Genomic DNA, 19,429 nt, shown 5'->3' with positions numbered 1-19,429 from the left:
ACAGCCATGAAGGCGACTCAGCACTCATCTCATCCCACCCTGTCCGTCGTCGACCCGCGAGCATTGGCGATTCGCAGCGTTGCCTACTGCCAGCACCCGGACAAACCCGACGTCGAACCGCGCATCACTCGGCAGATGTTCGATGAGGCGGGGCGCGAAGTAGCGGCGTGGGATCCCCGGTTGTGGGGAGCCGCGCCGAAACCGAATCTGAGCACCGTTTACGCCTTGAGCGGTCAGGTGTTGCTCACGGACAGCGTGGATGCCGGTTGGCAGTTGAATCTGTGCAATGACGCAGGTTCGCAGCGTTCCTTCTGGGATGCACGGGGTTGCCAATGTCGTCGTGAGTTTGATGATTTGCAGCGTCCGGTTGCACTGACGGAGCAGGCCTTTGGTGAGCAACTTCAAGTGGTTGAGCGCTGGACTTATGCCGATGCCACGGAGAGTTTTGCCCAGCACAATCAGTGTGGGCAACTGATCCGGCATGACGACCCGGGCGGTGGCCAGTTCCTCGGCGATTATGGTTGGTCGGGTGCAGTGCTGGAGGAGTCTCGACGGTTTCTCATTGAGCTGGATGCGCCGGACTGGCCGCTTCTACTGGACGCCCGAGACGAACTTCTCGAAGAAAAAGCCTATGTCACTCGCTACGCGCTCAATCCAACGGGCGAGGTGCAGCGTCAGATCGATGCAGCGCGTAATACACAAATTTTCCATTACAACGTGGCGGGAAAATCCTCTGCGACATGGCTTTTGCAATCCGGTGAAGGCCAACATCCACAGTGTCTTGTCAGCGAAATTCGTTACAACGCACAAGATCAGATCGAAAGTGAAACGGCAGGCAACGGCGTTGTATCAAGTGTGGATTACAGCCCTGAGGATGGTCGGCTGCTGAGGCTTTTCGCGGGTGTCGTAGGGCAACAGCCTTTGCAAGATTTGAATTACGCCTACGATCCGGTGGGCAATATTGTCGAACTCGAAGACAAGTGCCAAACCGTGAGTCACTTCAACGGCCAGCGCATCGACCCCGTCAGCCGTTATCGCTACGACAGCCTGTACCAATTGGTTGAAGCCAAAGGCTGGGAGGTCAGCAAACCGAGCCATGGCCCGGCGCTACCCGATTTGCTGCCAGTGCCGCTGGATCCCGCGCAACGGCGCAACTACACCCAGACGTTTGCTTACGACGCGGCAGGCAACCTGATCACGCGGCATCACAGTGGCGCGCCTGGGTTTTCGATGTTCACTTCTGCGCGCAGCAATCGGAGTCTGGCGCAGCTTGACGATGGATCCCTGCCGGGAGAGGCGCAGATAACGCTGGGGTTTGATGCGGCGGGTAATCAGCTGGAATTGCAGCGTGGGCAGGCCATGGCGTGGAATGTGCGCAATGAATTGAGTCGGGTGACGTTGGTGCAGCGTGGGGCTGAGGCGGATGACTGTGAGTGTTATATCTACGATCGGTCGGGGCATCGGTTGCGTAAGACGCAAATCAGTCGGGCATCCGGGCAAACCCTGACAACAGAAGTGCGTTATCTGCCGGGTCTTGAGATTCATTGCGAAGTCGACGGTGTAGAGCGGCATGTAGTCAGTGTCGACGCTGGGCGGAACCACGCGCGATTACTGCATTGGCCCGCTGGTGCTGGAAGCGATCAATGGGGTTACAGCCTCGGTGATCATCTTGGTTCCAGCTCGATGGAGCTGGATGAGCGCGCGGGGGTATTAAGCCAGGAACACTATTACGCGTTCGGCGGTACGGCATGCTGGGCTGGCAAGAGTGATTTGGCAACGAAGTACAAATCTGTCCGTTATTCGGGTAAAGAACGTGATCTTTCGGGACTTTATCATTATGGCTATCGATATTACGCGCCGTGGCTTTGTCGATGGATAAATCCAGATCCAGCGGGGTCGGTCAATGGTCTGAACCTTTACTGCTTTGTCGGAAATTATCCTGTTGGAAATAGAGATAAGGATGGGCGGTATTATGAAGGGAGAAATGATGAGTTTGAGGCGAGACTTATATCCTCTGGAAAAGTAATACTGGCTCGCGGTCTTTCAGAGTTTCCTCAACCGCAAGCCGATATAATGCGTGCTCAAATGCGAGAAGCGGGGAGTATATATGAAGGTGCGCAACAGGCACTTTATAGCAATTTGCGGGGTGGTAAAAATGTTTTGCAAAGTTACTTTGGTTCTTCTTACAGGAATATTACAACAAGGTTATTAAGTTATTTTGCCAATGGAGAAATTTTGGCCAGACATTATCAGGGGGCTGCTGGGGATGGGAAATTTATCGGTGCAATATCCATCGATGCTCCATTTACTGCTATGGTGGCACCTGCTGATAATTATGGCCGTGTAGTTGTTGATGTGGACTTTGTTAGCAATAGATTAATGCCAGCAGTCTTGGCGCACGAGTTATCTCATTTAACCCACGTTGACGGTATAAACGTTGTGGGGGCGGGGACAATAGATAATTTTTACTTAGGTACGCTATATCCATTTCTCTTGGGCTCGTCTGCAGCGCCAGATAATGTTACTCATCAGGATATTTCCGAGCTGATTTTGAGTGGTGGTTTGACAGTTGGTTATATGGATACTTTTCCTGGCTTTGGGTCTGAATTTACTCGTACGGTTGAAAGCTACATGGGTATAGCTGGAGCGGGAGTGAGTTTGAGTGACGCGGTATCACTATTTAATAGTGATCCCGACTTGAGAGCTGAAACGTCAATTAATAATGCTGATAGTGTTGCGCACTCTGCCAAAAGTTTGAATTCGCTGTATCGTGCACGTCAGTCTAACGGTCGAATGTTTACGGCTATACACGGGAATTGATTGGATGTTTACACTTGACCGGCGAGGGGGCAGCAACCTCCTCGCTTTTAAGCGCAATCAAATTGCTTTCAGCGCTTATTCAACCCCCGAGCCAACCGATCCCCACCCAACTGAATCACCGCCACCAACGCCACCAGCAACACAATCACCGTCAGCATGATCTGGCTATCAAACCGCTGATACCCGTAGCGATAAGCGATATCCCCCAACCCGCCCGCACCAATCGCCCCGGCCATCGCCGACGAGTTGATCATCGTCACCAGCGTAATCGTGAACCCGCCGACAATTCCCGGCAGCGCTTCCGGCAACAGCACATGCCAGACAATGTGCCAACGCCGGCACCCCATCGCCTGCGCGGCTTCGATCAAACCATGATCAACCTCACGCAAGCTGACTTCAGCAATCCGCGCAAAGAACGGCGTCGCCGCAATCGTCAGCGGCACAACCGCCGCCCAGACTCCGTACGTAGTGCCGACAATCAACCGGGTAAACGGAATCAGCGCGACCATCAGAATCAGAAACGGGATCGAGCGGAACAGGTTCACGAAGGCGCCCAAGGCACGGTTCAACAGCGGTGCTTCGTAGATACCGCTCTTGTCGCTGGTGACCAGAATCACCGCCATGGGAATTCCCACCAGCAGCGCGATCAGCGACGACACGCCGACCATCAGGAACGTGTCGATAAACCCCTGCAACAAGCGATCAAACCACATAACCCAACACCTCCACTCGTTGCGCCCACAGCGCGGCGCGTTCGCGCAATTGTTCGGCGCTGAATGCTGAGCCGCTGACGGCCAATAACAGTTGCCCCAGTGCATGCCCCTGAATCCGTTCGACGCCGCCCTGCAGCAGCTTCACCCGGCCACCGAGGGCTGTAAAAAGTGCCGCCAGATCCGGCTCGTCGCTGGCGCTGCCGGTGAACTGCAAACGCAGCACCACAGCCGCGTCGGAGGAGGGCGCTTGCGGGTGCAAACGGCTCTGCAATTCTTCCGGCAGCGCGTGTTGCAGCGGCGCGAGCAAGGTCTGGCTGACCTCGTGTTGCGGATTGCCGAACACTTCCCACACTGGGCCTTGTTCGACGACGCGGCCATGCTCAAGCACGACGACGCGGTCGCAGATTTCGCGGATGACTGCCATCTCGTGAGTGATCAGCACGATGGTCAGGCCCAGGCGTTTGTTGATTTCGCGCAGCAGGCCGAGGATCGACTGGGTGGTCTCTGGATCGAGCGCCGAGGTGGCCTCGTCGCAGAGCAGAATATCCGGGTCATGCACCAGCGCGCGGGCGATGCCGACGCGCTGTTTCTGGCCACCGGAAAGCTGCGCCGGATAGGCCTTGTGTTTTTCTCGCAGGCCGACCAGTTCGAGCAATTCGCGTACCTTTTTCTCGCGCTGCTCTTTCGGTACGCCAGCGACTTTCAGCGGCAGTTCGACGTTCTGCCAAACGGTCTTGGCCGACATCAGATTGAAGTGCTGGAAGATCATGCCGATGCGTCGGCGCAGCGCTACGAGGCGGTCTTCATCGAACTCGCCGATGTCGACCTGATCGATCAACACACGCCCCGACGTTGGTTGCTCAAGACGATTTATCGTACGAATCAGCGACGACTTGCCGGCCCCGCTGCGACCGATGATGCCGAACACTTCACCGCGCTGAATCGCCAGATCAATGCCTTGCAACGCGGCGACCGGGCCTTGTCGACCGTTGTAGGTTTTGCCCAGCCCGATGAAGCGCACATGAGCGCGATTCAATTCCGGATGCAGTTCGGTTTTTTCAGCATTGTGTGGCTCTGGAATTTCCAGTCGCCGTTGGATCGCGGCCGTCATGCTCAGCTTTCCCAACCGGCTTGATACAGCTTGCCGTGGGCCTTATCCAGCGCCGCTCGAACGGCTGGCGAATGCTGGTAGATGTCGACGAATTTGATCAGGCGCGGATCGGTTTTGCTCTTCGGCTGGATGACGAACTGGATCACGTATTCCTTGTGGTCGAGGCCGTCGAACAGCAACGCCGAACCGGCATCGAAAGTCTTCGCTAAACGAATGTAGGCCGGGTAGCCCTGCACCAGATCTGCATCGTCATAAGCGCGCACCAGTTGCACCGCTTCGACTTGCAGGATTTTGATTTTCTTCGGGTTGGCGACGATGTCGTCTTCGGTGGCCTTGTAGCCGACGCCGGGTTTCAGGGTGATCAAACCGGCCTTGGCCAGCAGCTGCAAACCGCGACCGCTGTTGATCGGATCGTTGGCGATGGCAACGCTGGCGCCTTCTGGCAGCTCATCGAAGCTTTTGTATTTTTTCGAGTAGAGGCCGACGTTGTTGATGATCCCCGGGGCGAACGGCACCAGGTCAAAACCGGCGGCGGCCTTGGCGTTTTCGAGGAACGGGATGTGCTGGAAGTAGTTCACGTCGATGTCGCCGGCGGCGAGGCTGACGTTGGGTGCGATCCAGTCGGTGAACTCCACCAGCTCGACTTTGAGGCCTTGTTTGGAGGCTTCTTCGACGGCGGCTTCCAGCGGGATGGCGAAGGCGGCGGTGGTGCCGACTTTGAGTGGGGCGTCGGCGGCGAAGAGTGTCGAGCTGAACAGGCCGAGGGCCAGGGCCAGTGCTTTGACTGGGTGGGACAGGAGTTTTTTGGTCATGATGGTTTTTCCAGTCAGTGCATAAATTTGGGGTGTCTGTTGCGGCCTCATCGCGAGCAGGCTCACTCCTACATTTGGAATGCGTTCCCCTGTAGGAGTGAGCCTGCTCGCGATGCTTTTAGCGGCGGTACGAAGAACCGGTGTGTTGCTCAGGTAGCTGCGCCTCACCGTGAAACAGCTTTTCGCGCAAGCTGCCGCTGTCGTACGCGGTCTTGTACGACCCTCGCCGCTGCAACTCGGGAATCACCAGCTCAATAAAATCGACATAGCTTTCCGGCGTGACAATCCGCGTCAGGTTGAAACCATCCAGGCCGGTTTCGGCGATCCACGATTCCAGCTCATCCGCGACTTGCTCAGGCGAACCGACCACGGTGATGTAGCGGCCACCGAGCGCGTGCTGGTCGAGCAATTTGCGTCGCGTCCAGTCGTTGTTCTGCAGGTTTTTCGTGGCCGATTGAATGGCGTTGCTCTTCACGTACTGGATCGGTTCGTCGATTTCGTACTGAGAAAAGTCGATACCGGTCGACGCGGAAAAATGCGCCACGCCGGCCTCGGCACTCGCGTAACTCAGGTACTCGGCATGCTTGGCCCACGCCGCTTCTTCGGTTGCGCCGACGATCACGTTGAGGCCCATGAACACCTTGATGTCCTCAGGATTGCGCCCGGCTTCAACGGCACTGGCGCGCACCTTGTCGACCTGAACCTTGGTCGACGGTTTGTTCTGACCGCTGATGAACACGCACTCGGCGTGACGCCCGGCAAAGAGCAAACCGCGATCGGAGCTACCGGCCTGAAACAACACCGGCGTGCGCTGCGGCGACGGCTCGCAGAGGTGATAACCCTCGACCTGATAGAACTCGCCCTTGTGCTCGACCTTGTGCACTTTCTCCGGCTGCGCGTAGATCCGCTGCTCGCGATCGTTGAGCACCGCGCCGTTTTCCCAGCTGCCTTCCCAGAGCTTGTAGAGCACTTCCAGATACTCGTCGGCCTGATCATAACGACGGTCATGCTCGACTTGTTCGCTGAGGCCCATGGCTTTGGCAGCGCTGTCGAGGTAGCCGGTGACGATGTTCCAGCCGACACGGCCACGACTCAGATGATCGAGCGTCGACATGCGGCGGGCGAACAGATACGGCGGCTCGTAGGTGAGGTTCGCGGTGAGGCCGAAACCCAGATTTTTGGTCACGGCAGCCATCGCCGACACCAGCAGCAGCGGGTCGTTGACCGGCAACTGAATCGACTCTTTCAGCGGCACATCGACCGAGTTCTGATAGACGTCGTACACACCAACGATGTCAGCGATGAACAAACCATCGAACAGGCCGCGCTCCAGCAATTGCGCCAGTTCCGTCCAGTACTCAATGGTGTTGTAGCGCGTTGAGGTGTCGCGCGGGTGCGTCCACAAGCCGTGGTTGATGTGGCCGATGCAGTTCATGTTGAACGCGTTGAGCAGAATCTTCTTTTTCGCCGCGCTCATCAGATTGTCCCTCGCAGCGGAGGGTTTTCATCGTTGAGGTAATAGTTGCCGACGGCGTGATATTTCCAGCGCACCGGGTCGTGCAGGGTGTGCACGCGGGCGTTGCGCCAGTGGCGGTCGAGACCGTGCTCGATCAGTGTGGCTTGGCTGCCGGCCAGTTCGAACAATGTGCTGCCGGCGGCTAGGGAAATTTCAGTGCTGATCGCGCGGGCTTCGGCGACAGCAATCGATGCCGCAGCGACGGTTTCGGCATTGCTCTCGGCTTGTGCGGCGTCGAGAAATTCGCCGGCGCGTTCGAGCAAGGCTTCGGTGGCGTGCAGACGAATACTCAAGTGGCCGAAGCTTTTCAGGGTCAGCGGATCTTCGGTGGCTTTGTCGTTGCCGGAATCGATCCATGGCCGGGTTTTGCTGCGCACAAAGTGCAGCGCGTCTTCGTACGCGGCGCGGGCGATGCCGGTGTCGATGGCGGCGTGAAGGATCTGTGCCAACGGGCCAACCGTGGTCGGACGTTCGAACGCGCTTTGGAATGGCAACACGTCTTCAGCTGCGACATAGACGTCTTCAAACACCACCGAACCGCTGCCGGTGGTGCGCTGGCCGAAGCCGCTCCAGTCGTCGATCACGCTCAGCCCTTGGCTGTCACGCGGGACGAACGCCAGTTGCTGCACACCGTTTTCATCGACGACCGAGGTCGGGATGCGCTGCGCGTAAATCGCGCCGGTCGCATAGAACTTGCGGCCGTTGATGCGATAACCGTCGCCGTCGCGTTTGAGGCTGGTGACGCGATCGTGGGCGGTTTTGGTGCCCAGTTCCGCCAATGCATTACCGAAGCGCTGGCCGGCGAGTACTTCGGCGTACAGCCGTTGTTTTTGCGCGTGGCTGCCGTTTACCCGCAGCACTTCCAGTGCATAAAAATGGTTCTGTGGAATCTGCCCGAGCGAGCCGTCAGCCTGAGCGATCAGGGCGATGACTTTGGCCAGGGTGACGTTGGACACGCCAGCGCCGCCGTATTCCTTCGGCACGCTGATGCCCCACAGACCGGAGCGTGAAAATACATCGAGCTCCGGCAGTGGCAAGCGTCGTTCGCGGTCGCGCACGGCGCTGTCGCGTTTGAAGTCTTCGGCCAGGTCGCTGGCGACGATCAGGGCTTGTTCATCGCTGGTGATGACCGCGACGTGATGGGAAAAAGTCATAGGTTTCTCCATTGCACTTGAGAAAGTGTGCGGTCGTCAGATCCAGGAATGGCGAGCCGGTAGAGTGCCGTTGAGGCGATAGGCGCCGACCGCGTGATATTTCCAGCGCACCGGGTCGTGCAGCGTGTGCACGCGGGCGTTGCGCCAGTGACGGTCGAGGTTGAATTCGGCGAGGGTCGCGCGGCTGCCGGCCAGCTCGAAAAGTTTTTCGCTGGCGATTAGAGAGATTTCTGTGGTCAGCACTTTCGCTTCAGCCACGGCAATCGAGGCGCGCGCGGCGGATTCGGCGGTGAGCGGCGCGGCGTGCACCTGGTCGAGCACTTTGCCGGCCTTACGCAACAGCGCTTCGGCGGCGTGCAGTTCGATTTTCAGTTTGCCGATGTCGGCGATCACATAGAGGTCATCACTGGCCCGCTCGACCTTGGCATCGATCCATGGTCGCGCGCGGGTTTTGACGAAATCGATAGCGTCGTCGATGGCGCCACGGGCGATACCGGCGTCGATCGCCGCTTGAATCAGCTGCGACACCGCGCCTTGGGTGTTGGGGATTTCGTTGATCTTCCAGTTGTCGACGACCAGGCTCGATTCGACGCGAACATTGTTCAGCAAAATCGTGCCGCTGGCGGTGGTGCGCTGACCGAAACCCGACCAGTCATCGACGATGCGCAAACCCGGGGTGCCGCGACGGACGAAGGCCAGCACTTGCTTGCCGTCATCGTTGAGCGCTTTGACCGCAACCCAGTGCGCAAACAGCGCGCCGGTGGAATAGAATTTTTGGCCATTGATCACGTAATCGTCGCCGTCGGCGGTGATCCGCGCTTTCAATTCCAGGGTGTTTTTGGTGCCGCGTTCCGGGCCGGCATTGCCGATCCGCCAGCCTTCCAGAACGCTCTGGAACAGCTGTTTTTTCTGCGCTTCGGTGGCGCTGCCGAGCACCAGATTGATGATGCCGAACTGGTTTTGTGGAATCTGTCCCAACGCCGGGTCGGCGGCGGAAATGATCGCGAACACCTCGGCCAAGGTGACGAATGAAACCTGCGGGCCACCGTATTCGCGCGGGATGGCGATGCTGCCTAAACCGCTGCGGGTGAACTGCTCGATTTCCGACCACGGCAGCTTGCGCTGACGGTCGCGTTTGGCGGCCTGCAGGCGGGCAACTTGCGCCAGCTCATGGGCGGCCTTGATGGCTTGTGCGTCGTTGCGCAAAACCTGCGCGGGCAACAACAACGGGGCGATGTCCAGATCCGACTGGACGTTTGCGTCTGCCAGACTGGACATCAGTGCCGCTCCTTGGCTGCACGCAATGCCCTGGCGATCTGCACTGGGGTGATTGTGTTCCGGACCATACTACCTACCTCACATCTTATGAAAAACGCCGCAAAAGTGCGGCGAACGAAAGAATGTCCGGTGGTCCGGTTCATATACCCTAAGCGTGTATAAATATTAAATAAACTAACTTTTAGGAATATGCATAGAAGGGGTGATGGTCGGGTTGGTTACTTGATTTTGATATTGACGCTGTCATTGTGGTGAGTGCTTTTGTGGTGAGGGGATTTATCCCCGATGGGGCGCGCAGCGGCCCTGCTTCTAAAATTAAAAAGCAGGGGCTGCTGCGCAGCCCATCGGGGATGAATCCCCTCACCACAGAATCCCCTCTCTCTTGGAGATGTGGGCTAAGGCTTGCGGGATTCGGCGGCCTTGAGCTCCGGCCTCAGCGGCACTTTCAGATAAGGATTCGCGCATCCAATCTTCAATGTCCGTGGCGGTGCCCAGCGCGAGTTGTTGCCCACCCGATCAATCACGCAGTACGTCACGTCCAGGCGCAAATCCTCGCCCGCTTCGACAATCACCGCCGGCGGCACCCACACCTGAATCGCCCGCCCGACATCGGCCGCCGTGACTGCCGGCAGATCCATGCGCACATCGCCCCAGCGCAAGGTGATTTCGTCGTCCTCGGCCATGTTCACGTAAGGCTCGATGGTCAGCGGCACACCGCGTTTGATCTGGTTTGGGTTCACGCCCTGACGGCGAATAGTGTCGGGCAGGGTGACGGGTGCCAATTGCTGGTTTTCGTCCCCAGACAGCGCTGGGGGCTGGCCGCCCGGGCAATCGAGTTTGACCTGCACCCGCGTCGCCGCCGACAGCGCCGGGCCTTGGCCAACCTGCATGAGCCGGTAATGAATGCTCGCCGTACCGTCGACGATAAAACTCTCCGGCACACGCAGACTGACGGCCTCGCCCACCTCGTCGCGGGTGAGTACATGGGAGGCGACGTAGCAGCGATTCCAGAACAGTTCGATCAGATCGCCGGCGTCCATGCCGGGGTAGGGCGCCACCTCGATCAGCAGGTGTGCAGCCGCAGACAGGTTGATGCCGGTTTTTTGCGCGGACGCGAGGATCGGCGCCGCCAGTTCGGGGGTGTTCGAAGTGCGAGTCATCGGTTTCCCTCCTTGAAGCCTTGCAGCGAAGTCCGTTTCTGAAAAACAAAAGGCGTGAATTGCCAGGCAATACAACAGCGAACTTCTGTTGCGTCAGAATGCTGGTTGATTGAACTAATAAGCGTCGGTTGGCGACTAGATAAGAACGTGCGGGAAGTGGAGTCAATAGAGGCGTTAAGCTAATCCGTGAATTACGAATTAATCAGAACCTTCCTACGCTTGCGAGGCATTCTGCCTAGGAGGATTGGCGAATGAGACCACGATTATTCGGGCGTTTTGCCGGTTTCGAGGGCTACACTGTTTGAACCCAATCATGGTTTGATCAGGGTTTTCTATTGATATGTGTCTGTTGCAGAACATATAAGTGCACTGCATTCAGGGTGTTTGTTATTGCAGGAAGTTTATTCGACGGGATAAGCCTAACTTCCATCCGTGGAAGTTATCGTTTAACGCATTGAACAGATTCAGGCGTGATTCAGAAACTTGCTGAGAAACTGTTTGGTGCGCTCTTCTTTCGGGTTGGCAAACAACGCTTTGGCTTCGCCTTGTTCGACGATCACGCCTTTGTCGAAAAACACCACACGGTTGGCCACGTCGCGGGCAAAACCCATTTCGTGAGTCACGATAACCATGGTGCGTTTCTCTTCGGCGAGACCACGAATGGTCGCCAGCACTTCACCCACCAGTTCCGGATCGAGGGCTGAAGTCGGCTCGTCGAACAGGATCACTTCTGGCTCCATCGCCAGCGCCCGGGCAATCGCCACACGCTGTTGCTGACCGCCAGACAGACGACGCGGATAAGCGTCCTCTTTGCCCGCCAGACCGACCTTGGCCATCAGCTTTTTGCCCAGGGCAATGGCGGCGTCGCGTGGTATCTTCTTGACCACAACCGGGCCTTCGATGACGTTTTCCAGTGCGGTGCGGTGCGGGAACAGATTGAAGTTCTGAAAGACGAAACCCACGTGCTGGCGCAAATTGCGCACCAGACCCTGCTGCTGGTTCAACGGGCGGCTGGTATCGATTTCGATATCGCCGACCTTGATCCGGCCGCTGGTGGGCTGTTCAAGGAAATTCAGGCAGCGCAGGAACGTCGTTTTCCCCGAACCGCTGGGGCCGATGATCGCGACGACTTCGCCTTCCTTGACCTCGAGGTCGATGCCGTTGAGCACGACCTGACCCTTGAATTGCTTGGTCAGTTTTTCCACGACAATCATCGTCAGGACTCCTGGTCGTGCCGATTGACCCGCTCTTCCAACTTGTTCTGGAAGTGCGAAAGCACCGTGGCCAGAATCCAGTAGATCAGCGCGGCGGCAAGATACATGGTGAAGACTTCGAAAGTCCGGGCGGTAATCAGTTGCGCCTGACGGAACAGCTCCGGCACCTGAATGGTGGCGGCCAGTGCCGTGTCCTTGACCAGCGATATAAAGCTGTTGCCCAGCGGCGGCAACGCCGTGCGCATCGCTTGCGGCAGGATGGCCCGGCGCAGCGTTTGCGCGCGGGTCATGCCGATGCTCGCAGCAGCTTCCCACTGACCACGCTCGATCGAACCGATCGCGGCGCGCAGAATTTCACAGGCGTACGCGGCCATGTTCAGCGAGAAACCGATCAGCGCTGCGGGTAACGGATCCAGTTCGATTCCCAGTTGCGGGAAGCCGTAATAGATCACGAACAACTGCACCAACAGCGGCGTCCCGCGAAAGAACGACACATACACGCGCGCCAGCCAGCTCACCGATTTGAAGCGCGACAGGCGCATCAACGCCAGGCCGAAGCCCAGCAGCAAGCCGAAGAACATCCCGCCGAGGCTGAGGACGACCGTGTAGTACGCGCCCTTGAGCAGAAAGGGCGCGGAGTCCAGCAACAGCGCCGATGTCTCGGCGAGTTGCTGGCTCAACTGCGGGAAGTGCGCTTCGAATTGAAGTCCAACTTCCATTATTTAGTGACGTCTGCGTTGAAGTACTTCTCGGACAGCTTCTTCAACGTGCCGTCAGCACGAAGTTCGTCGATGGCCTTGTTCACGGCCGCCAGCAGTTCCGGCTCACCTTTACGCAGGGCAACACCGGCTTCCTGACGGGAGAAGGCTTCACCGGCGGCGACGGTTTTCGGGGCTTTCTTGGCGTATTCCAGCGCGGCCAGACGGTCGATCAGGATGGCGTCGGTGCGACCGTTGTTCAGGTCGGCGAACTTGGTCGGATCATCATCGTAAGTGCGCACGTCAGCGCCCGGCACGTTGGCGCGAACCCATTGTTCGTAGTTGGTACCCAGGCCCACACCGACTTTTTTGCCGGACAGGTCAGCGGCGGTCTTGATGTTCAGTGCGGACTCTTTGCTCTTCAGCACCAGCGCCTGAATACCGGAAACGGTGTACGGCTCGGAGAAGTCATACTTCTTTTTGCGCTCGTCGGAGATGGTCACCTGGTTGACCACAACGTCCAGACGCTTGGATTCCAGCGCGGCGAGGATGCCATCCCATTTGGTCGGCTGGATCTTCGCTTTGACGCCGAGTTTTTGCGCGATCGCTTCCGAGAGCTCGACTTCGAAACCGGACAGTTTGCCGTCGGCATCGACGAAGCTGAACGGAGGGTACGTGCCTTCCAGGCCGACGTTGATAACGCCTTTGTCCTTGATCTGTTGCAGCTGCTCACCGGCCACGGCCTGGCTGATCAGACCGGCGCTCAGCGCCAGACCCAGTGAACCCACCAGCAGATTGCGACGTAGTGCGGAAAAATTCATGACGAGCCCCTGTGTTTTCTTATGGAAGACGCTAAAGGAAAGTTGGCGAATTCGTGATTCGTGCGCCTGCGTTATCGTGCCCTAAAGCAGCTTATGCGTCTTGCGCGAAATTCGCCTGCGGCGAGACTATAAGATGTCTGCGTTAGACTTGAAAATACTTAATATCTAATTTGTTAGATCTTATTTGAATATGGCTTCTCTTTAGAAAAGATCGCAGCCTGCGGCAGCTCCTACACGGGATCACCTGTAGGAGCTGCCGCAGGCTGCGATCTTTTGATCTTGCTCTTACAGAAAATCCCTATAGGCAAACAACGCCGGCGCGCCACCGGTGTGCAAAAAGATGATCGGGCCTTCATCAAAGCGCTGACGACCAATCCCATCCAGCAACCCCGCCATCGCCTTGCCGGTATAAACCGGATCCAGCAACACCGCCTCCTGACTCGCCAGCAACTTCACCGCCGCCAACGTCCCTGCATTCGGCTCGCCATAGCGCGGGCCGAAATATTCGTCCCACAACTCGACCTTGAAATCCGCCGGCAGTTCGACGCCGAGCAGCGCCGCCGTACGCTCAGCCAGCCCTTGCACCTTCGGCCGCTGATCTTCTTCACTGCGCGAAACCGTCACGCCAATCACCGGCAATTGCGGCAACACTTCACTCAACGCCAAGGCCAGACCACTGTGCGTGCCGGCGCTGCCCGAGGCCAAGACCACAGCGGCGAAATTCAGGCCGGTGTCTTTGATTTGCTCGGCCAGTTCCAGACCGGCGCGCACATAACCCAGCGCACCGAGTGCGTTCGAACCGCCAATCGGCACCAGATACGGCTTCTTGCCGTTGCTGCGCAAACGCGCGGCGAGGGCGGCAAGTTGTTCATCCGCGTTGTCGAGGTTGTCGACCAGTTCGACCTTGGTGTCGAACAGATCCAGCAGCAAGCGATTGCCGTTGCCGGTGTAGTTGCTGTCATCGGTGCCCAGCGGATTTTCCAGCAACGCCACACAACCGAGACCGAGTTTGGCGGCCAGCGCAGCCGTTTGGCGAACGTGGTTCGATTGCAGCGCGCCGGCGGTGATCAGCGTGTCGGCGCCTTGCGCCAAGGCATCAGCAGCGAGGTATTCGAGTTTGCGCAGTTTGTTGCCGCCCATGGCCAGCGGCGTCAGGTCATCGCGCTTGATGTACACCTCGCGACCGAGCCATGCGGACAGGCGTTCGAGTTTTTCCAGCGGCGTCGGATGGCCGAGCAGGTCGAGGCGGTTAAAGCGTTCCAGCTGATTCTTGATCATGAGTCCGTACTGGCGGAGAAAGATGAAAGGACTATAGGCACGGGTTTTTGCAGGGGCAACCGCGAATCGCTTATAGCCAAATGAACTGAGCCCAGCACTATCGGTTCTTAATTCGCCCTCGCGAGCATGCCGTAAAGTAGTCGCCGTTGACGCGGCCAGACAGTCCGGCCGCCCGTGAGGAGTCTTTACCGTGAGCGAGCGTTCCAGCCATTGGCAATTGCAGACCATCGTCAGTCAACTGCGCAGCGCGCGGGATCAGTGGCGGGCACAGAACGGCCGGGCGTCCGGCGAGCAGGGTGGTCGCGAGTTGCCGTCGCGGGCGGCGATGGCGGAAATTCTCGAAGCGCTGTGCGGCGCGTTGTTCCCGATGCGTCTGGGGCCGGTGGATCTGCGCGAAGAGAGTGAAGATTTCTACGTCGGTCACACCCTTGATGTCGCACTGAATGCCTTGTTGGCGCAGACGCGCCTGGAGCTACGTTATGTCGCCCGCCACAGCGCTTCGGCTGACACCGAAGTCGAAGCCCGTGCGATTGAGATTATTCAGGACTTTGCCCTGGCCTTGCCGGGCTTGCGCACACTGCTTGATACCGATGTGCTGGCCGCTTATCACGGTGATCCGGCGGCGCGTAGCGTTGATGAAGTGCTGCTGTGCTATCCGGGGATTCTGGCGGTGATTCACCATCGTCTGGCGCACCATTTGTATCGCGCCGGGCTACCGTTGCTGGCGCGGATCAGCGCGGAAATCGCCCATTCGGCGACCGGTATTGATATCCACCCGGGCGCGCAGATCGGCCGCAGTTTCTTTATCGATCACGGGACGGGCGTGGTGATCGGCGAGACCGCGATCATTGGCGAGCGTGTGCGGATTTATCAGGCGGTGACGTTGGGCGCCAAACGCTTCCCGGCGGACGAAGACGGCCAGTTGCAGAAGGGTCATCTGCGTCATCCGATCGTGGAAGATGATGTGGTGATTTACGCCGGGGCGACGATTCTCGGACGCATCACCATCGGTAAGGGTTCGACCATTGGCGGCAATGTGTGGCTGACGCGCAGTGTGCCGGCGGGGTGCAATCTGACCCAGGCCAACTTGCAGCACGATGACGGCACGCAGAAGTAGGCCAAGCAGCAAATCCCATGTAGGAGCTGCCGCAGGCTGCGATCTTTTGATCTACAAAAATCACATCAAAAGATCGCAGCCTTCGGCAGCTCCTACAGGTTTGTGCATGAGTCCTGTTGTCGTTGAACGAATCCCCTCAAACCCGCGTCATACCCATCCTTGAGCTAGCGTAGGAAAACTACCGCCTAGCCGTACGATTAGTCCTTACCCCCCCATCCATGTTTAACTTGAACGTTCATTCAAGTTAAACCGGTGGTTCGCTGCCCGCTCACAACAGGAGGCTTGCCTTTGCTGAGTCCGATCATTTCAGCCACGTCTAAACCCCTCGAGGTGCACGTTTCATGAGTGCATCGTCTACCCCCGCCAGCGGTCTGGTACGCATGAATCCGCCGGTGTTCTATTTCGCCGCGACGGTCATTCTGCTGTTTGGTCTCGTTGTCATTGCCATGCCGGAGCAGGCAGGCGCCTGGTTACTGGAAGCGCAAAACTGGGCGGCCAACACGGTCGGCTGGTACTACATGCTCGCGATGACGCTGTATCTGGTCTTCGTGGTGGTCACCGCCTTATCCGGCTACGGCAAGATAAAACTCGGTGCCGACCACGACGAGCCCGAATTCAGTTACCTGTCCTGGGCCGGTATGCTGTTCGCCGCCGGGATCAGCATCACGCTGTTTTTCTTCTGCGTCTCTGAGCCGCTGACCCACATGCTCCAGCCGCCGCAAGGCGAGGCGGGCACGGCGGATGCGGCGCGCCAAGCCATGCAGATTCTGTTTTTGCACTGGGGCCTGCATGGCTGGGGCGTGTTCGCCTTCGTCGGCATGGCGCTGGCCTACTTCGCTTACCGCCACAACCTGCCGCTGGCGCTGCGCTCGGCGCTGTATCCGCTGATCGGCAAACGCATCAACGGCCCGATCGGTTACGCGGTCGATGGCTTCGGCATCATCGCCACGGTGTTCGGCCTCGGTGCCGACATGGGTTTCGGTGTGCTGCACCTCAACTCCGGTCTCGACTACCTGTTCGGCATCGCTCACACCCAGTGGATTCAGGTCGGCCTGATCACGCTGATGATGGGCGCGGCGATCATTGTTGCGGTCTCCGGCGTCGATAAAGGCGTGCGGGTGATGTCCGACATCAACATGCTGCTGGCGTGTGCACTGCTGCTGTTCGTGTTGTTCGCCGGGCCTACCCAGCATCTGCTCAACACCTTGATCCAGAATATCGGCGACTACCTCGGCGCCTTGCCGATGAAGAGTTTCGACCTCTACGCCTACGACAAACCGAGCGACTGGCTCGGCGGTTGGACAGTGTTTTACTGGGCCTGGTGGATCGCATGGTCGCCGTTCGTGGGTCTGTTCATCGCACGGATTTCCCGTGGCCGCACCATCCGCGAATTCGTTTTCGGCGTGCTGTTGATTCCGCTCGGTTTCACCCTCGCGTGGATGTCGATCTTCGGCAACAGCGCCATCGATCAGGTGCTCAACCACGGCATGAGTGCGCTGGGCATGTCGGCCCTCGACAACCCGTCGATGAGTATTTACCTGCTGCTGGAAACCTATCCATGGAGCAAAACCGTCATCGCCGTGACGGTGTTTATCAGCTTCGTGTTCTTCGTCACCTCTGCCGATTCCGGCACCGTGGTGCTCTCGACTTTGTCGGCCAAGGGCGGTAGCCCGGACGAAGACGGGCCGAAATGGCTGCGAGTGTTCTGGGGCGCGATGACTGCACTGATCACCAGTGCGCTGCTGTTCTCCGGCAGCATCGATGCGCTGAAGTCAGCGGTGGTGCTGACGTCGTTGCCGTTCTCGCTGATTCTTTTGTTGATGATGTGGGGCCTGCACAAGGCGTTCTATCTCGAGTCACAGAAGCAGATCGCGCAGTTGCATTCGCTGGCGCCGGTTTCGGGATCGCGGCGTGGCACGGGCGGCTGGCGACAGCGTCTGAGTCAGGCTGTGCACTTCCCGTCACGCGACGAGGTGTACCGCTTCATGGACACCACGGTGCGCCCGGCGATTGAAGAAGTGACGGCGGTGTTTGTCGAAAAAGGCTTGAACGTGGTCACCCAGCCGGATCCGGCAAATGACAGCGTCAGCCTCGAAATCGGCCATGGCGATGCGCATCCATTCATCTATCAGGTGCAGATGCGCGGCTACTTCACGCCGTCCTTCGCGCGTGGCGGGATGGGCTCGAAGCAGCTCAACAATCGCCGCTACTACCGCGCCGAAGTGCATTTGAGCGAGGGCAGTCAGGACTACGATCTGGTCGGCTACACCAAAGAACAGATCATCAACGACATCCTCGATCAGTACGAACGGCATATGCAGTTTTTGCATCTGGTGCGTTGATTGGCAGCTGGGCGCCGGGACGTTTTACGACTCGGCGCTCAGCACCATGAACAACACCATCGCCGCCATCGGCACGCCAAATACCGCACTGCCAATCGCTATTTCGGAACCCAGCGGTTGCTTCGCATGCACCACACCCACCGCGCCGTTAATCACCGTCAACGCCAGCCACAGAGCGGCGAAGCTGTAAGCCATGGTCTGCCGGCTGAAGCCGATGCGCTCGCCGATGTAGAGCATCAGGGCGAGCAGAACCAGGCCGAAGAAAATGATGATGGCGGTGTGCATGGCGGGTTCTGCCTGGTGGATGTGTATTGCCTGAAAGACCGCTATCGCGAGCAGGCTCACTCCTACAGTGGAGCGTGGTTGGACATGAATTTTATGTACAACGCAGCTCCTGTAGGAGTGAGCCTGCTCGCGATAGGGTCACCTCGGTGTCCTTTAGAGCATAGCCAATCCGGCCCACACCACTAAAACACCGGTCCTCTCCATCGGGACACATTTCGCGACTCATCCAGATGTGCACGGCTCACGAGGTGTGGTGTTCGCTGGCTCGCGCCTGCCGTTGAACTGGCCCTTAACCGAGCGTCCGTTCCGTGAGCTAATATTTATCTTGGTGTGTATTGTGTGTATTACAGGCGCTAGCGTCCCCTAGAGTAAACAGCTCCAGCGGTCGAACAGGGCAAAGGAAATGCGCAGTCGGGAAATGATCAGGATGATCGAGGACGATGGTTGGTATCTGGTGGCGGTGAAAGGCAGTCACCACCAATACAAGCATGCGTTTAAGCAGGGACGGGTGACGATCAAGCACGCTGACTCGGAACTGCCCATAGGGACGGTCAACAGCATCCTCAAACAGACGGGCTTGAAATGAGGTGTGCTATGGGAAACGAAGGCGTTTATTGACCTGTCAGAGGAAGGACTCACTCACATGAAATTCCCGGTCGTTCTGCACAAGGATGCCGACTCAGACTACGGCGTGATCATCCCGGATGTACCGGGCTGCTTCTCTGCGGGCACTACGGTCGCCGAGGCGTTTGAGAATACTCAGGAAGCGTTGGCGCTTCATTATGAAGGCTTGGTCGCCGACGGCGCGCCGTTGCCTCAAGTGCGGGAGATTGATGCTCATCTCGATAACCCGGATTACGCGGGAGGGATCTGGGGTGTGGTCGATTTTGATATCACCCCGTATTTCGGCAAGTCAGTGCGGTTTAATGCCACGCTGCCTGAACAGCTGCTTGAGCGTATTGACCAGACTGTGCGGCGTGACCAGCGCTATCGCTCCCGCTCCGGTTTCCTCGCGGCAGCCGCCTTGCGCGAACTCTCGATGTAAAGATGACCCTGTAGGAGCTGCCGCAGGCTGCGATCTTTTGACTTGTTTTTAAAGATCAAAAGATC

The 19,429-nt window shown here is 58.1% G+C and carries 17 protein-coding genes; 5 read left to right on the top strand and 12 right to left on the bottom strand.

Annotation, left to right across the window (positions count from 1 at the left end):
• The first annotated feature begins 6 nt into the window (after positions 1-6).
• Entirely contained in the window at positions 7-2,820 is a 2,814-nt protein-coding gene (locus tag ACIOMO_RS12535; protein ID WP_401240974.1) for an RHS repeat-associated core domain-containing protein, read from the top strand.
• Positions 2,821-2,888: 68 nt separating this feature from the next.
• On the opposite strand, the gene ACIOMO_RS12530 is transcribed toward ACIOMO_RS12535, so the two are convergent.
• From ACIOMO_RS12530 to ACIOMO_RS12480, 11 genes are all read right to left on the bottom strand, one after another.
• Positions 2,889-3,533 carry a methionine ABC transporter permease gene (locus ACIOMO_RS12530; protein WP_122611154.1) on the bottom strand — a complete coding sequence of 215 codons (645 nt, stop codon included), beginning with the start codon at positions 3,531-3,533 and terminating at the stop codon, positions 2,889-2,891.
• Complete coding sequence (locus tag ACIOMO_RS12525) at positions 3,523-4,644, bottom strand: methionine ABC transporter ATP-binding protein (RefSeq protein ID WP_401240971.1); 1,122 nt, start codon at positions 4,642-4,644, stop codon at positions 3,523-3,525. The genes ACIOMO_RS12530 and ACIOMO_RS12525 overlap by 11 nt, the downstream gene beginning before the upstream one ends.
• Positions 4,645-4,646: 2 nt before the next feature.
• On the bottom strand, positions 4,647-5,456 hold the full coding sequence (locus ACIOMO_RS12520) for a MetQ/NlpA family ABC transporter substrate-binding protein (protein ID WP_159811987.1): 810 nt from the start codon (positions 5,454-5,456) through the stop codon (positions 4,647-4,649).
• 118 nt (positions 5,457-5,574) lie between these two features.
• On the bottom strand, positions 5,575-6,933 hold the full coding sequence (locus tag ACIOMO_RS12515) for an LLM class flavin-dependent oxidoreductase (RefSeq protein WP_401240968.1): 1,359 nt from the start codon (positions 6,931-6,933) through the stop codon (positions 5,575-5,577).
• Positions 6,933-8,126 carry an SfnB family sulfur acquisition oxidoreductase gene (locus ACIOMO_RS12510; protein WP_159811989.1) on the bottom strand — a complete coding sequence of 398 codons (1,194 nt, stop codon included), beginning with the start codon at positions 8,124-8,126 and terminating at the stop codon, positions 6,933-6,935. The genes ACIOMO_RS12515 and ACIOMO_RS12510 overlap by 1 nt, the downstream gene beginning before the upstream one ends.
• Before the next feature lie 36 nt (positions 8,127-8,162).
• Positions 8,163-9,404, bottom strand: coding sequence for an SfnB family sulfur acquisition oxidoreductase (locus tag ACIOMO_RS12505; RefSeq protein ID WP_212549995.1), 1,242 nt, complete (start codon positions 9,402-9,404; stop codon positions 8,163-8,165).
• 395 nt (positions 9,405-9,799) lie between these two features.
• Positions 9,800-10,564: a hypothetical protein gene (locus ACIOMO_RS12500; protein ID WP_159811991.1), complete on the bottom strand. Its 765-nt coding sequence runs from the start codon at positions 10,562-10,564 to the stop codon at positions 9,800-9,802.
• A 464-nt stretch (positions 10,565-11,028) separates the two neighbouring features.
• Complete coding sequence (gene tcyN / locus ACIOMO_RS12495) at positions 11,029-11,778, bottom strand: L-cystine ABC transporter ATP-binding protein TcyN (RefSeq protein ID WP_401240964.1); 750 nt, start codon at positions 11,776-11,778, stop codon at positions 11,029-11,031.
• A 2-nt stretch (positions 11,779-11,780) separates the two neighbouring features.
• Positions 11,781-12,497 (bottom strand): cystine ABC transporter permease, encoded by a 717-nt coding sequence (gene tcyL / locus ACIOMO_RS12490; RefSeq protein WP_249342477.1) that lies wholly within the window; start codon positions 12,495-12,497, stop codon positions 11,781-11,783.
• Complete coding sequence (tcyJ, locus tag ACIOMO_RS12485; RefSeq protein WP_053116513.1) at positions 12,497-13,297, bottom strand: cystine ABC transporter substrate-binding protein; 801 nt, start codon at positions 13,295-13,297, stop codon at positions 12,497-12,499. The genes tcyL and tcyJ overlap by 1 nt, the downstream gene beginning before the upstream one ends.
• Before the next feature lie 285 nt (positions 13,298-13,582).
• Positions 13,583-14,575, bottom strand: a complete 993-nt coding sequence (locus ACIOMO_RS12480; protein WP_401240960.1) for a D-cysteine desulfhydrase — start codon at positions 14,573-14,575, stop codon at positions 13,583-13,585.
• A gap of 190 nt (positions 14,576-14,765) precedes the next feature.
• Here ACIOMO_RS12480 and epsC point away from each other — a divergent pair, with 190 nt between their 5' ends.
• Together epsC and betT are read left to right on the top strand one after the other, a co-directional pair.
• A complete protein-coding gene (gene epsC, locus ACIOMO_RS12475; RefSeq protein WP_401240958.1) occupies positions 14,766-15,692 on the top strand; it encodes a serine O-acetyltransferase EpsC in 927 nt (308 codons plus the stop codon).
• A gap of 380 nt (positions 15,693-16,072) precedes the next feature.
• Positions 16,073-18,034 carry a choline transporter BetT gene (gene betT, locus ACIOMO_RS12470; RefSeq protein WP_171057266.1) on the top strand — a complete coding sequence of 654 codons (1,962 nt, stop codon included), beginning with the start codon at positions 16,073-16,075 and terminating at the stop codon, positions 18,032-18,034.
• Positions 18,035-18,058: 24 nt separating this feature from the next.
• On the opposite strand, the gene ACIOMO_RS12465 is transcribed toward betT, so the two are convergent.
• Positions 18,059-18,319: a hypothetical protein gene (locus tag ACIOMO_RS12465; protein WP_053116800.1), complete on the bottom strand. Its 261-nt coding sequence runs from the start codon at positions 18,317-18,319 to the stop codon at positions 18,059-18,061.
• Between the two features lie 403 nt (positions 18,320-18,722).
• Between ACIOMO_RS12465 and ACIOMO_RS12460 the strand changes: the two genes are divergently transcribed.
• Together ACIOMO_RS12460 and ACIOMO_RS12455 are read left to right on the top strand one after the other, a co-directional pair.
• Positions 18,723-18,905, top strand: coding sequence for a type II toxin-antitoxin system HicA family toxin (locus ACIOMO_RS12460; protein ID WP_159811995.1), 183 nt, complete (start codon positions 18,723-18,725; stop codon positions 18,903-18,905).
• A gap of 57 nt (positions 18,906-18,962) precedes the next feature.
• Positions 18,963-19,364 carry a type II toxin-antitoxin system HicB family antitoxin gene (locus ACIOMO_RS12455; protein WP_401240955.1) on the top strand — a complete coding sequence of 134 codons (402 nt, stop codon included), beginning with the start codon at positions 18,963-18,965 and terminating at the stop codon, positions 19,362-19,364.
• Positions 19,365-19,429: the final 65 nt, after the last annotated feature.

The sequence above is a fragment of the Pseudomonas sp. NPDC087804 genome, assembly GCF_044742965.1.
GTDB lineage: Bacteria > Pseudomonadota > Gammaproteobacteria > Pseudomonadales > Pseudomonadaceae > Aquipseudomonas > Aquipseudomonas rustica.
The sequence above is the reverse complement of the archived record's forward strand: the minus strand, read 5'-3'. Positions and strand labels throughout refer to the sequence as shown.

Excerpts from the sequence above, each read along its gene's own strand:
- ACIOMO_RS12535 (WP_401240974.1), top strand. The coding sequence starts at position 7 with ATGAAGGCGACTCAGCACTCATCTCATCCCACCCTGTCCGTCGTCGAC.
- ACIOMO_RS12530 (WP_122611154.1), bottom strand. The coding sequence starts at position 3,533 with ATGTGGTTTGATCGCTTGTTGCAGGGGTTTATCGACACGTTCCTGATG.
- ACIOMO_RS12525 (WP_401240971.1), bottom strand. The coding sequence starts at position 4,644 with ATGACGGCCGCGATCCAACGGCGACTGGAAATTCCAGAGCCACACAAT.
- ACIOMO_RS12520 (WP_159811987.1), bottom strand. The coding sequence starts at position 5,456 with ATGACCAAAAAACTCCTGTCCCACCCAGTCAAAGCACTGGCCCTGGCC.
- ACIOMO_RS12515 (WP_401240968.1), bottom strand. The coding sequence starts at position 6,933 with ATGAGCGCGGCGAAAAAGAAGATTCTGCTCAACGCGTTCAACATGAAC.
- ACIOMO_RS12510 (WP_159811989.1), bottom strand. The coding sequence starts at position 8,126 with ATGACTTTTTCCCATCACGTCGCGGTCATCACCAGCGATGAACAAGCC.
- ACIOMO_RS12505 (WP_212549995.1), bottom strand. The coding sequence starts at position 9,404 with ATGTCCAGTCTGGCAGACGCAAACGTCCAGTCGGATCTGGACATCGCC.
- ACIOMO_RS12500 (WP_159811991.1), bottom strand. The coding sequence starts at position 10,564 with ATGACTCGCACTTCGAACACCCCCGAACTGGCGGCGCCGATCCTCGCG.
- tcyN (WP_401240964.1), bottom strand. The coding sequence starts at position 11,778 with ATGATTGTCGTGGAAAAACTGACCAAGCAATTCAAGGGTCAGGTCGTG.
- tcyL (WP_249342477.1), bottom strand. The coding sequence starts at position 12,497 with ATGGAAGTTGGACTTCAATTCGAAGCGCACTTCCCGCAGTTGAGCCAG.
- tcyJ (WP_053116513.1), bottom strand. The coding sequence starts at position 13,297 with ATGAATTTTTCCGCACTACGTCGCAATCTGCTGGTGGGTTCACTGGGT.
- ACIOMO_RS12480 (WP_401240960.1), bottom strand. The coding sequence starts at position 14,575 with ATGATCAAGAATCAGCTGGAACGCTTTAACCGCCTCGACCTGCTCGGC.
- betT (WP_171057266.1), top strand. The coding sequence starts at position 16,073 with ATGAATCCGCCGGTGTTCTATTTCGCCGCGACGGTCATTCTGCTGTTT.
- ACIOMO_RS12465 (WP_053116800.1), bottom strand. The coding sequence starts at position 18,319 with ATGCACACCGCCATCATCATTTTCTTCGGCCTGGTTCTGCTCGCCCTG.
- ACIOMO_RS12460 (WP_159811995.1), top strand. The coding sequence starts at position 18,723 with ATGCGCAGTCGGGAAATGATCAGGATGATCGAGGACGATGGTTGGTAT.
- ACIOMO_RS12455 (WP_401240955.1), top strand. The coding sequence starts at position 18,963 with ATGAAATTCCCGGTCGTTCTGCACAAGGATGCCGACTCAGACTACGGC.